We start from the raw sequence: 13,821 nt of genomic DNA on the forward strand, positions 1-13,821 counted from the left end.
TTATATATATGGTTTTTATTTTTATTAAATCTTACCAAGTATAAAATTACTATAAATGGGTATTTATTTTACATAGATTTAAATTTTAATTTATAAAAGTACTATAATAGATAAGTAGAATAATTTATAAAAGGAGGTTTCATATGAATATATTAGATAATCATATTCATACACATTTTTCAAGTGATGCAAAAGACAATATGGAAGATGTTATAAAAAGAGCTATAAATATAGGTGTTAAGTATTTAACATTTACAGACCATTTAGAGTATCGTGATACTAAATTCAGCTTGGATTGCAATGAATATGTTAAGCAAATACAAGAGTATAAAGAAAAATACAAAAAAGATATAGATCTACTAATAGGAATAGAGGTTGGATATCAAAGCTATATAAAAGATAAGATAGAGGATGTCCTAAGTTCAAATCCTTTTGACTTCGTGTTATGTTCAACTCACAGAGTAGATAAGCAAAGACTAGTTCAATCTGAGTTTTTTAAAGGGTTAGGTAAAGAAGAAGCTTATACAAAATATTTTGAAAGTATAATAAAAACTACTAAAGAATTTAATAACTATGACACATATGGACACCTAGACTATATAGTTAGATATGGAAAATATGAAGATAATAAAATAATTTATAATGATTATAAAGATGTAATAGATAGATTGCTAAAAAGTATAATTGACTCAGGAAAAGGAATAGAAGTGAATTCATCTGGATATCGATATAATTTAGATGCAACACATCCTAAAATTGATATATTAAAAAGATATAAAGAACTAGGTGGAGAAATAATTACACTAGGATCTGATTCTCATAGAGCAATTGATGTGTGTAGGGATTTTGATAAGTCTTATTCTATCTTAGAGTCTTTAGGGTTTAAACATATATGTTTATATAGAGGGAGAAAGGCTCAATTTTTAACTCTTAATAAAGATATTATATACAGCTTATAAATCGTTGTACTAAATTACAAATAAAGTAAAATCGTATAAATATAAGTGAGTATTTAAAAAAACATATACTTTTGTGAAGAATTTGTTAGCTAAGGTATATGGTCTATTTTTATTAAAAATTTGATATTATATTTATATAAAATTTAGTTGAAATATTTATGCATACATATAAGGTAAAGCTTTATAATATAACTAATAAAAAGATAAGGAGATTATTATGAATATACTTATAACAAACGACGATGGAATAAGAGCAGACGGAATAATAGAACTAGCTAAGGAAATATCAAATATAGCAAATGTTTATGTAGTAGCACCAGAAAGTCAAAAAAGTGCAACAGGACATGCTATAACAATACATAACCCAATAATGGTAAATGATGAATTTATAGATGAAAATATAAAGGCATACTCAATATCTGGAACTCCAGCTGATTGTGTTAAAGTTGGAATAGAAGCTTTATTTAAAGATGTTAATATAGATTTAGTATTAAGTGGAATAAATAATGGACCAAACTTAGGAACTGATGTAGTATACTCAGGAACAGCATCAGCAGCAATTGAAGGACTTATTCAAAATAAACCGTCAATTGCTGTATCTTATGATGATTTTAATATCGATAAAGAAGTTTATAGAAAGTCAGCTAAATATGTGGTGAATCTAATAAACACGATGAAAGATAAGTTAGAACTTTTAGATGACTGTATACTAAATGTAAATATACCAAAGACTGAAGTAAAAGGATTTAAGATAACTAAATTAGGTGAGAGAAAATATGATAATGTGATGGACGAAAGGGTAAGTCCATATGGTAAAAGATATGTATGGATAGGTGGAGATATTAAGGATCTAAATCAAGAAGAAGATAGTGATATAACTGCTGTTGAAAACGGATATATATCTATTACACCTGTAAATATAGAAATGACTAATTTAGGTATGGTTAACAGGTTAAAGGAAATAGATATAAATTTATAAGAGACTATAAAATATTACCATAATATATTTTCATGATATATAATATATCTTAAGATTAATATAAAAATAATTTTATCAAATAGGGGAGAGACAAAATGAAATATATTAAAATTGCAAATACAGATATGTCTCTGGGGTGTTTCTAGATAATGAAAAATATCCTGAATTAAATAAAAAAATTAATGAAATTGCAAAAAAATATAATGTTACAAATAGTGCAATAGTAATAGCTTGGATTCTTAGACATCCAGCTAAAATGCAACCAATAGTAGGAACTACAAATTTAGAGAGATTAAAAGAGATATGTAAGGCTTCAGATGTAACTCTTACAAGATATGAATGGTATGATATATTTAAAGCTGCAGGTAATGTTTTACCATAAGCTTAATAATTCTTAAGATAAACGCCATATGCCTTACCGAACGATTCGTTGGGTGGGCGTATGGCTTATTTTTATTTTACAAAAAATATATAAATTTAAAGATAATATTATTGATAAAGGTGATGTTAGAGTTATTGACAACGTTTCGGAATATGTTATTATTATAACTATATTAATTAATAAATATAGTTATAATAGGAATTTATGTAATAATTATAAAAACACTAGTTTTATATATAAATTATTAATTCGGGAGGAAAAATGGTTAAATTAAAGGATATCGCTCAATATACTGGTTTTTCTGTAACGCAAGTATCACGAGCTATAAATAATCACAGTGATGTAAGTGAAGAGACTAAAAAGATAATTATGAAAGCTGTAGATGAACTAGGGTATGTTCCAAATTTAGCAGCAAAAAAACTTGCAAGTAAAACAGATAATTCAATAGCATTAATAGTAGTTGGATTTTGAAAAGCAAAGTAGTAGTAATGATATGTTAATAGGGATTATGAGTGGAGTTTTTAATTGTGCAACAGAAAATGATTTAGAAGTGGTTTTATACTTATATTCAGAAAGTATGATGAAGAAAAAAGTTATTTACAATTTTGCCGTGAAAGAGGGGTTAGCGGTGCTATACTTTGTGGTATAAAAAGAGATGATCCTAACTTAAAGGAATTAATGAAGTCAGATTTTCCAATGGTTCTTATAGATATACCATACTTAACTGATAATGTTGGTTCGGTAGTTGTAGACAATGAAAAGTACTCATATTTAGCAGTTAAAAGCTTAATAGAAAGTGGCAGAAAAAAGATAGGTCTAATAAATGGTAATGAAGGTGCCTACGTATCTATGGAGAGAAAAAGTGGATATATATGTGCACTTAATGATTTTAAATTCGATATAGATGAATCTATTATAAAAAATGGAGATTTCTCAGCTGATATAGCAAAAGATTGTGCAATAGAACTTATAAATAAAGGGGTAGATGCTATATTTTGTGCAAGTGATTTAATGGCTATGGGGGCCGTTGCTGCAGCAAAAGAGAATAATATTAATATACCAAAGGAACTTTCTATATTTGGGTTTGATGGTATAAATATGGTTGATTACATAACACCAACACTATCTACAGTAAAACAAAATAGTTATGATAAGGGATATAAGGCATCGGGGCTGCTTATAGACTATTTAAACAAAAATATACCTATGAGAATATTAAAATCAGAATGTGAAATATATGAACAAGAATCTACTTTAAAGAAAAAATAATTATTATTTTTTCTTTTTTTATTTACAAATCCGAAACGTTTCGGTAATATATAAATATAAGTTGATGAAAACAATATCATCCTACTTAAAAAATAATTATAAAATAAATTAAAATTCAAATAAAATAAAGTTAAGGGAGAGTAAATATGAGCTTAATGAAATATGATTTAGGTCATGGACAAGAAAAAAATTGGATAGTTTCAGAAAACGATTTCAATTCTTTATTCCTAGGTAAGGGTGAATCTATAATGTGTCTAGGTAATGGATACTTAGGACTAAGATCTGCAACAGAGGAAAAGTATGTTGGTGAAACAAGAGATATGCTAATAGCAGGAACTTTTAATAAGTTTGATGGTGAAGTTACAGAACTTCCAAATGCTGCTGACTTAACTGAAATAACAATATTTATAAATGGAGAAAGATTTAGTTTACTTCAAGGTGAAATCAAAAATTACTCAAGAAACTTAAATTTAAAAACTGGAGAATTAAATAGAAACTTTATATGGTCAAATAAAGACTTTGGAAAAATAAAGTTCGAATTTAAAAGATTTGTATCGCTTAAAAATCTTCACTTAATAGGACAAAAGGTTAGTATAACACCTCTTGAAAAAAATATAGAAGTTAAAATACAATCGGGAATAAACGGTCAAGTATCAAACACAGGAGCTCAACACTTTACAGAAGGTGAAAAAAGAGTTTATGACTCAAAATATATACAATACACTCAAAGGACTACAGAGTCTAATATAGATTTTGTTTCAAATACAGTTCATAAATTTGAAATAAACAAAGAAGAAGTATCACCAAGCAGCTTAATAGTAATGGATAGAAGAAAGGTTTACTATAACTACGATTTATCGGTAAAAGAAAATGAAACATTAGTAATAGAAAAAATATCTAATGTATTTACTTCAAGAGATAAAGAGTGCGAAAAATTATCTTATGAAGAGTTAAAAGAGTTCTCTCTAGAAAATATAAAGAAAGAATACACTATAGGATATGAAGAACTTCAATCTGAATCGGCAAAGGCTTGGGAAGATAAAATATGGTCTAAGTGTAGTATAAAAATAGATTCACAAAATGACTATGAACAATTAGCTATAAGATTTGCTCAATACCACTTAGTTGTTATGACACCAGCACATGATAACAGAATGAACATAGGAGCTAAAGGTTTATCAGGAGAAGGATACAAAGGTCATACTTTCTGGGATACAGAAATATTCATGTTACCATACTTTATATACACAGACCCTAAAGTTGCTAAATCACTTTTAGAATATAGATACTTAACTTTAGCTGGAGCTAGAAAGAAAGCTAAGGAAAATGGATACGAAGGAGCTCAATTCCCTTGGGAGTCGGCATGGCTTGAAGATGGTGAAGTTACACCAGAGTGGGGTTCAGCTGATGTTATAACTGGAAAAGCTGAAAAGATATGGACTGGATTTATAGAAATACACGTAACAAGTGACGTTGTATATGGAACGTGGCATTACTATAAAGCAAGTAATGACCAAGAGTTTATGGATAACTGTGGATACGAAATAATATTTGACTGTGCAACATTCTGGCAATCAAGACTTGAATGGAACGAAGAAAAGCAAATATTTGAAATAATTGGAGTAATAGGACCAGATGAATATAAAGAACATATAGACAACAATGCATTTACAAATTACACAGCTAAGTGGAATTTAGAACTTGCTATGAACTACTACAATGAATTAAAAGAAAATAGACCTGATTTATTTAATAAATTAAACGAAAAATTAAACTTAGATGAAAACTTCACAAAGTGGGCTTCAAAAATTAATAAAATATATCTTCCAAAGCCAAACGAAGATAATATAATACCTCAAGATGATACTTACTTAAGTAAAGAAATAATCGATTTAACTAAGTACAAAAATCAAACTAATATAGGAAGTTTCTTCAAAGATTACAATATGAAGCAAGCTAACGAAATACAAGTATCTAAGCAAGCAGATATAATGGTAATGTTCTTATTACTTGAAGGATTATTCTCAGAAGAAGTTAAAAGAGCAAACTGGGATTATTATGAGCCAAAAACTTTACATGACTCATCACTTAGTTTATCAACACATTGTACTTTAGCTAATGACTTAGGATATAATGAATTGTCTTATGACTTATTTAGAAAAGCTTGTGATATAGATCTAGGGCCAAACATGAAAACTTCTGATGCAGGTATACATGCAGCATCTTTAGGTGGGGTATGGCAATGTGTAGTTAATGGATTTGGTGGAGTTAGAATGATAGATGGAAAACTTAGAATAAACCCTACACTTCCAAATACTTGGAATAAGTTAGAATTCCCTCTACACTGGCATGGAGATTTATTAAAGATAAATGTAAGTCAAGATGAGTTATTAATAGAGAATACTACTAAAAATAACGAAGAAATAGTGTTTACTCATAGAGGCAATGAGTACAAATTATATGACAATATATCTATAAAATTAGGATAAATGGCAACTATATAAATTAGGAAAGAGGACAAAATATGAATTTTAAAGGTGTTATATTTGACTTAGATGGAGTTATAACTGATACTGCGGAATATCATTATATAGCTTGGAAAGATTTAGCTAATAAAATAGGAATAGAAATAGATGAAGAGTTTAATGAAACTTTAAAAGGTATATCTAGAGGAGAGTCTCTAGAGAGGATACTTGTTAAAGGTAATAAAGAGAATTACTTTACACAAGATGAAAAAGATGAATTAGCAAAAAGTAAAAATGATTATTACTTAACATTATTAGAAAAATTAACTCCTGATGATGTTATGGAAAATATATTAGAAACATTAAAGCATTTAAAAGAAAATAACATAAAGATAGCATTAGCATCTGCTAGTAAAAATGCACCTCTTATATTAGACAAATTAGAATTAAGTTCTTTCTTTGATGTAATAGTTGATCCAACTAGTGTCAAAGTAGGAAAGCCAGCTCCGGATATATTCTTAGAAGGTGCTAGACTTATAGGATTAAATTCTAGTGAATGTATAGGTGTTGAAGATTCAGAAGCTGGAGTTACATCTATAAATGACTCTAATATGTTATCAATAGGTATAGGGAGTGAAACAAACCTACAACATGCAAATGTTGTTATACCAAGTACGAAAATTTTAAAAGACACTATATCGAACCTTATGGTATAGCTTAGAAGAATTGAACACCAAAACGTTTTGGTGTATAATGAAAAAGAATAAATGCCCAAAGTGCTAAATTATTATTCGATATATATGAATGATTATAGAAATAATAGAAGGGTATTCCCTTCTATTATTCATATAAGGGGGTTAGTGAAATGCTTAAAACGCAAAAGTTAAATGATAAAAGCAAAAGAGAAATGTTACAAGGTTTTGGATTTGTAACACCGACAGTTATTATACTTGGAACGTTTGTATTATTCTCTGTGCTGTACTCAATATTTATATCTTTTACAAGAGTTAACTTGTTAGGTGAAGTATCTTATAAGTTTGTAGGTTTTGAAAACTACATAAACTTATTTAAAGATCAACGTATATGGGCAGCATTTAAAAATACATTTAGTTACGTTATAGTAGTCGTGCCAATACAAACGTTTGTAGCATTAGTACTTGCTTATGTATTAAACCAAAAACTTAAAGCTAAGAATTTAATAAGAACTGTTTTATTTTTACCAACATTAACATCATCAGCAGTACTTACAATGATATTTATGTTCTTATTTAGTGTTAATGGACCAATAAATCAATTTTTAATTTCATCAGGTATTATGGATCAGGCTGTAAATTTCACAGGAGACCCAAAATTTGCTCTTAAAGTTATAATGGCAATGAACATATGGTCAACAGTACCATTTTTCATGACTATATATTTAGCAGGGCTTCAAGATATACCAGACGCTTTATATGAAGCTGCATCAATAGATGGGGCGAACGCTGTACAAAAGTTCTTTAAAATAACAGTTCCAAATATTGCACCTGTAACAGTATTTGTTGTACTTCAAGGTCTTATTGGATGTTTCCAAATATTTGACCAAGCGTATATATTCTCAAATGGATCAGGTGGACCTCAAAACTCAACTCTTACAGTAGCATTAGCAATGTATCAATATGCATTTAAGACTAATGGAACTATGGGATATGCAGCAGCTATAGCAGTAGTTTTAGCAATAGTAATATTTGTTGTTGCTATAATCGCTAAGAAATTACAAAAAGAAGATATATAAGTTTTGGGAGGTATAAAAATGAAAAAGGAAAAAATAGGTAAAATATTAGTTTATACGATACTGATAATATATGCTCTAATAACTTTATATCCATTTGTTTGGGGGCTTGCAGCATCTTTTAAACCTTATAATGAAATAGTTGGTGGAGGATTAACAATATTTTCTGATAACTTTAGTTTAGACAACTATAATTATATATTAACGGCTGGTTCTGATTTTACAAAGTGGTTTGCTAACTCTTTAATTATAGCAGTAATAGGTACTTTACTTAACCTATTATTTAACAGTATGGCAGGATATGCACTTGCTAAGCTTAAATTTCCTGGGAAAAATCAATTATTTTATATAATACTTGCAGTAATGATGGTACCAGGACAAATACTTATAATACCTAACTACTTAATAATAAAGAATTTAGGTATGTTAAATAGTTTTAGTGCGGTAATAATACCAGCAGCTATAAATGCAACTTATATATTTATGATGAGACAGTTTTTCTTAAACTTCCCAAAAGAAGTAGAAGAAGCAGCATCACTTGATGGACTTAGTCGTACTCAAGTATTCTTTAAAATAGTATTACCAATGGCAAAACCTGCACTTGGGACACAAGCAATATTCGTGTTTATGTCATTCTGGAATGAATTTATGAAGCCGATGTTATATTTAAATTCACCGGAAAAATATACATTACCGTTAGGTCTTCAGATGTTTCAAAACCAATATGCAGCACAGTGGCATTATATAATGGCTGCATCTATGATAACAATAACTCCTATACTTATAATGTATGCTATATTTAATAAATACTTCATGGAAGGTGTAAGAATAGGTGGAGACAAATAGTAAAAGGCCCTTTAAGGGTCTTTTGTTTTAATAAATATTAAAAGGAGTAAAATATGAACAGTATAACTAAATTTGAAAATTTAAATGATCCATATATAGTAGTAGGAAATAGAATGTACTCAATAGCTAATCAAGATGGAGAATTTCCTAGACTGGGATGGCATGTTGAAGGTGAAATGGCTGGAGTATGGGCTCATCCTATAAAGTTATTTAATGAGTATGGTATATGTGTTTATAAAGAAAATGAAAAGATAAATATAAAAGCGAAATCTTTTAATATAGAGCCGACTAAAGCTAATACTAAATTCTTAGGTGATAAAATAGAAATAACTAAAAGTGAATTTGTACCAGATGACTTAGAAGCTTTAGTAATTGATTATAGTATAAAAGCAATTTGTGATTTTAATTATAAGATTGAATTTAAGGCAGTAGCAAATGTTATAGGTACTTGGACAGCAGAAGATGCCGGATTTAAAAATGGTACTGATGAAGTATTTGAAAATAATAATAAAAACAAAGTCGTATTTAAGGATAGCATAAATCCTTGGTTTGCTGGTATATATGCAAAGGATGATGCTAGTGTAGATATATCAGAAGATGAACTTCTAAGTGCAAAGTTTTCTTACAATTTAGAACTTAAAAAAGATGAAGTTAAAACTTTGAGATTTATAATAGTTGGTTCAAGTGTATCTTATGAACAATTTGAAACTACTTTAAATAATATTACAAATAATTTAGAGTCTTTAATTGAGGCTAAAGAAAATAGATATGAAGAAATAAGAAAAAAAATCTGAAATAATAATAGATAACAAAGAAGTAAGTGAAGCTTGTGAATGGCTTAAATACAATGCAGATATGATGATAAGAGAAATACCAGGCTTAGGAAGAGGATATGGAGCAGGTTTCCCTTATTACCCATGGTGGTTTGGAACTGACGCATGCTACACTATTCCAGCAGCACTTTCTATGGGACAACACGAAGAATGTAAGCAAACTTTAAGGCTTATAAAAGAAATATCAGATAGAGAGAATGGTAATGGTAGAATTGTTCACGAAACTTCTACATTTGATGTAACTTATAATAAAGGTAATACTCAAGAAACTCCTCACTTTGTAAAAGCAGTTAATCAAGTATTTTTATGGACTGGAGATGTTGATTTTATAAAAGAAATGTATGACTACTGTAAAAGTGGTGTACTTAACTGGCTATTAGGGGAAATGGATAATGATGGTGATTTACTTGCTGATGGATACGGAATTATAGAGCTCTATGCACTTAATTTAGAAATGTTAGATACAGCAACACTTACTTATGAAGCATTAGAAGGACTTTCAAATATGGCTAAAGTTTTAGGCGATAGTGAAGTAATAAAAAAATGTGAAAAACTAATACCTCAAATAAAAGAAGAAATAGAGAAAAAGTTTTGGATGGAAGATGAAGGTTTATACGCAGATATGTCTGGAAGTATTAAAGATATGAAAGAAAGAATACCTCATCTTGTTAACAATGAGAAAATGGATACCTATAAAAAAAGTGAAATGGATCATTATTTTTCACTTGATAGATGTGAAGATGAAAATAAAGATATACCGTGGCTTATGAAAAACTGGATAACAGTATGCCCTCTTGAAGCAAAACTTGCAGACGATAAAAGAGCTAAATGTATATTTGAAAGGCTTGAAACATCTGAATTTACTAATGAACATGGACTTCAGCTATGTGGAGTTAAAAAAGATATTAATATAGAAAATAACGAAAAGAGTGATGATATATATTCTCTAGATATATCAATGTCTATATCTTCAGGAGTTATGGCTTATGCTGAAAGTTTATATAAAAGAGCTAATGAATCATTTGAATATACTAAAAAGTTAGCAAGTTTATTATATTGTGCAATGCCTGGAGCTATAAGTGAAAACTTACCAGATAAAGGTTGCTTCTTACAATCTTGGTCAAGTTATGGAGTTAACTGGACTTTAATAGGTGGAATAATGGGGATAAGCCCAAATGCATATACTAAAACTATAGAGATAAATCCAACACTTCCAGATGAATTAGATAAAATAGAAGTAAAGAGAATGTTAATAGGAAATGATGAATTTAATATATCTATTAATAAAGTTAATGGAAAATTAGAAGTTAAAATTGAAAATGATAATGGATGGAATATAAAAATTAATAATTAATAAAAACTTGGTAAAAATAAGAGAAAAGCAAATGCTTTTCTTTTTTATTTTACCCGAATCGTTTAGAAAAAAATGTATTAGAAGATATTTTCAAATAACTAAATTGATTAGTAAAAATAAAGAATTATATAAAAACAATGTTGTATTTTGTTAAATTAAATAATAAGTTTTAATTTAATATGAAAAAAATATTAAAAAAGGGAAAATGTTTTCTGAAAAAGTGTTGACCTCCGAAACGTTTTCGGATATTATATAAATATAACAAACAGACAATAAATATTAAGGGGGAACTCGATATGGTATTTAAGAAAGTTGCATCATTATTAATGGTAGGGATGCTAAGTATAGGATTAGTAGCTTGTAGCTCAAATGGAAGTGGTAAAAGTGAGGAATCAGGAACAGTTACTATTGGAGTATGGAATGGCAACCCAGCTGAAGAAAAAGCATTAACACAAATGATAACTGATTTTGAAAAAGAAACTGGCGTAAAAGTAGAAAAGAAAATATACACAGATTACCAAACTCAATTAAAAACAGATCTAATAGGTGGGACAGCTCCAGATGTATTTTATCTAGATGTTAATGTTGCACCAGAATTAATAGATTCAGGCGTAGTTGAACCTTTAAATCAACATATAACAGATGAATTTAAAGTAAATGATATATATCCAAACTTAATAGAAGGATTTAAAGATGAATCAGGTGAAATTTATGCTATGCCAAAAGACTACTCATCTTTAGGAGTATACTATAATGAAAACTTATTAAAAGAAGCTGGATATACTAAAGATGATATTCCGACAGAATTAGAAAAATGGCCAGAATTCTTAAAAGAATTACAATCTAAATTACCAGAAGGTAAAAAAGCAGCTACAATAGACCCAGAATTAGCAAGACTTATGGGATTCATTGAAGCTAATGGAGCAGACGTAGTAGATAAAGACGGATACTCAAACTTATCAGATCCTAAAGTTGTAGAAACATTAGAATTAATTGATTCATTATTTAAAAATGGTTCAACTAAGCAAGCATCAGAACTTGGATTTGGATGGAATGGAGATGCATTCGGTTCAGAAGCTTCAGCTATAATGCTAGAAGGTAACTGGGTAGTAGGTCACTTAAGAGATAACTTCCCTAATGTAAAATATGGAACTTTAGAAATGCCAACATATAAAGGTGAAAAATCAAATTTATTATTTACTGTAGGATATGCAATGAATAAAGAATCTAAAAATAAAGAAAATGCTTGGAAATTTATAAATTACGCTAGTGGTGAAAAAGGTATGACAACTTGGACAACTGGAAGTGGAACGTTACCAGCTCGTAAGTCAGTTACAGAAGCTACTAAAGTAGATGAAAATGAAATACTTAAAGCTCATATAGCTGGTGCTGAATACGGAACAGTATGGCAAAAAGGATTAACTCTTCCGATAGTAGATAGAGAATTCAAAAACTATATGCCAGCAGCTATATTAGGTGATTTAACTGTTAAAGAAGCTATGGATAAAGCAACAGAAACTGCTAACAAAGATATAAAATCACAAATGAAATAAAATTCGCTTTGCTCATGTCGCCAACGACCTACAAATCAGGTCCGTTGCTCAAGTTTAGCGGTTGATATTATAAAGGGGCTGGCTCAAAAGAGCTCAGCTCCTTTATTTTAATGTGAAATAAATTTAGGAGAGAGAAAGATGAGTAAATTAAAAATAAGTAGATGGACTATAAAACATGATTTAAATAACCTTGATTATTATAATGAAAGTGAGACTATATTTGCACAAGCAAATGGATACTTTGGAACTAGGGGAAGTTTAGAAGAAGGCGTAAGTATAGAAAATGAAGGAACATTTGTAAATGCATTTTATGATACAGAAGAAATAATATATGGTGAATCGGCTTATGGATATGCTAAAAATCGTCAAACTCAACTTTTAGTACCAAACCCTAAAAATATATATTTATGTATAGACGGAGAAACTTTAGAAATCGAAAAATCGATAATAAAAAATCACAATAGAGAGCTTAATTTAAAACGGGAATTATAAGCAGAAACTTAAAGTGGACTACTAATAGTGGGAAAGAGATATTAATAAATATTGAAAGATTAATATCTATGGAATACGAAAATTTAATGGTCATAAACTTAAGTTTAAAGCCACTTAACTTTAGTGGAGAAGTAAATATTAAATCAGGTATAAGAAAAGACAAATTAAGGGATATAGATGAAAATGACCCAAGAGTTTCTGGAGAGTTAAAATATAGCTTAAATATAGTTGATAAATACATAAATGAAGACTTATTAGTAGTTAAGTCTAACACTAATAAGTCTAACTTATCTCTTTTAACATCTGTTAAAAGCAAGGTTGATGGATTAATAAATAAAGATATCTTAAAATCTGATGAAAACAATAATAATTATATAATTGAAGATATAAATATTAAAGTAGTTGAAAATGAAGTATCTAATATGACTAAGTATTGTTTCTATTACTTTAACAATATACAAGATTTAGAGAATGAAGTTAATGGTAAGCTAGATTATTTTAAAGGATTATGTGAAAAAGAATATGAGGAATATAAAAAATCTCAAGAAAAATACTACAATGAGTTTTGGGAAAAGTCAGATATAATAATCGATGGAGATGATGAAATACAAGCTGCAATTAGATTTAATATATTCCACCTTATGCAATCAGTTGGTAAAAATGGAAAGTGTAATATTGCAGCAAAAGGATTAACCGGAGATGGATATGAAGGTCACTATTTTTGGGATACAGAAACTTATGTAATACCTCACTTTATATACACTAATCCTAATATAGCAAAAAAATTATTAGAATATAGATATTCTATATTACCTAAGGCAAAAGATAGAGCAAAAGAAATGAGTTATAAAGGAGCATTATTCCCGTGGAGAACTATAAGTGGGGAAGAATCTTCAGCTTATTATCCAGCAGGAACAGCAC

Annotated in this window: 13 protein-coding genes and 2 pseudogenes; all 15 read left to right on the plus strand. The window is 28.8% G+C overall.

Translation table 11 applies throughout. The features are described from left to right. Positions 1-143 precede the first annotated feature (143 nt). Positions 144-959, plus strand: coding sequence for a histidinol-phosphatase HisJ family protein (locus BN899_RS04265; protein WP_042273258.1), 816 nt, complete (start codon positions 144-146; stop codon positions 957-959). Positions 960-1,176: 217 nt separating this feature from the next. Beyond that, on the plus strand, positions 1,177-1,938 hold the full coding sequence (gene surE / locus BN899_RS04270) for a 5'/3'-nucleotidase SurE (protein WP_042273260.1): 762 nt from the start codon (positions 1,177-1,179) through the stop codon (positions 1,936-1,938). A 136-nt stretch (positions 1,939-2,074) separates the two neighbouring features. Continuing rightward, complete coding sequence (locus BN899_RS04275; RefSeq protein ID WP_042273261.1) at positions 2,075-2,320, plus strand: aldo/keto reductase; 246 nt, start codon at positions 2,075-2,077, stop codon at positions 2,318-2,320. Between the two features lie 261 nt (positions 2,321-2,581). Then, positions 2,582-2,791: a LacI family DNA-binding transcriptional regulator gene (locus tag BN899_RS18535; protein WP_052356583.1), complete on the plus strand. Its 210-nt coding sequence runs from the start codon at positions 2,582-2,584 to the stop codon at positions 2,789-2,791. Next, positions 2,781-2,969, plus strand: a complete 189-nt coding sequence (locus BN899_RS18540; RefSeq protein ID WP_052356584.1) for a hypothetical protein — start codon at positions 2,781-2,783, stop codon at positions 2,967-2,969. Before BN899_RS18535 ends, BN899_RS18540 begins: the two co-directional genes overlap by 11 nt. After that, positions 2,885-3,589: a substrate-binding domain-containing protein gene (locus BN899_RS04285; RefSeq protein ID WP_242824072.1), complete on the plus strand. Its 705-nt coding sequence runs from the start codon at positions 2,885-2,887 to the stop codon at positions 3,587-3,589. The genes BN899_RS18540 and BN899_RS04285 overlap by 85 nt, the downstream gene beginning before the upstream one ends. A gap of 146 nt (positions 3,590-3,735) precedes the next feature. Further along, a complete protein-coding gene (locus tag BN899_RS04290; protein WP_042273266.1) occupies positions 3,736-6,078 on the plus strand; it encodes a glycoside hydrolase family 65 protein in 2,343 nt (780 codons plus the stop codon). Positions 6,079-6,113: 35 nt separating this feature from the next. Beyond that, complete coding sequence (pgmB, locus tag BN899_RS04295) at positions 6,114-6,770, plus strand: beta-phosphoglucomutase (protein WP_042273269.1); 657 nt, start codon at positions 6,114-6,116, stop codon at positions 6,768-6,770. 149 nt (positions 6,771-6,919) lie between these two features. Beyond that, complete coding sequence (locus BN899_RS04300; protein ID WP_042273271.1) at positions 6,920-7,825, plus strand: carbohydrate ABC transporter permease; 906 nt, start codon at positions 6,920-6,922, stop codon at positions 7,823-7,825. A gap of 18 nt (positions 7,826-7,843) precedes the next feature. Next, a complete protein-coding gene (locus BN899_RS04305; protein WP_042273272.1) occupies positions 7,844-8,668 on the plus strand; it encodes a carbohydrate ABC transporter permease in 825 nt (274 codons plus the stop codon). A gap of 53 nt (positions 8,669-8,721) precedes the next feature. After that, a complete protein-coding gene (locus tag BN899_RS04310) occupies positions 8,722-9,462 on the plus strand; it encodes a hypothetical protein (RefSeq protein WP_042273274.1) in 741 nt (246 codons plus the stop codon). 61 nt (positions 9,463-9,523) lie between these two features. Beyond that, positions 9,524-10,855: a glucosidase family protein gene (locus BN899_RS04315; protein WP_147568489.1), complete on the plus strand. Its 1,332-nt coding sequence runs from the start codon at positions 9,524-9,526 to the stop codon at positions 10,853-10,855. A 296-nt stretch (positions 10,856-11,151) separates the two neighbouring features. Next, complete coding sequence (locus BN899_RS04320) at positions 11,152-12,408, plus strand: ABC transporter substrate-binding protein (protein WP_052356588.1); 1,257 nt, start codon at positions 11,152-11,154, stop codon at positions 12,406-12,408. A 138-nt stretch (positions 12,409-12,546) separates the two neighbouring features. After that, a pseudogene (locus BN899_RS19560) lies at positions 12,547-13,286 on the plus strand (hypothetical protein); the annotation flags it as partial. Between the two features lie 255 nt (positions 13,287-13,541). Further along, a pseudogene (locus BN899_RS19565) lies at positions 13,542-13,821 on the plus strand (glycoside hydrolase family 65 protein); the annotation flags it as partial.

The sequence above is a fragment of the Faecalimicrobium dakarense genome, assembly GCF_000499525.1.
Lineage (GTDB): Bacteria > Bacillota > Clostridia > Peptostreptococcales > Peptostreptococcaceae > Faecalimicrobium > Faecalimicrobium dakarense.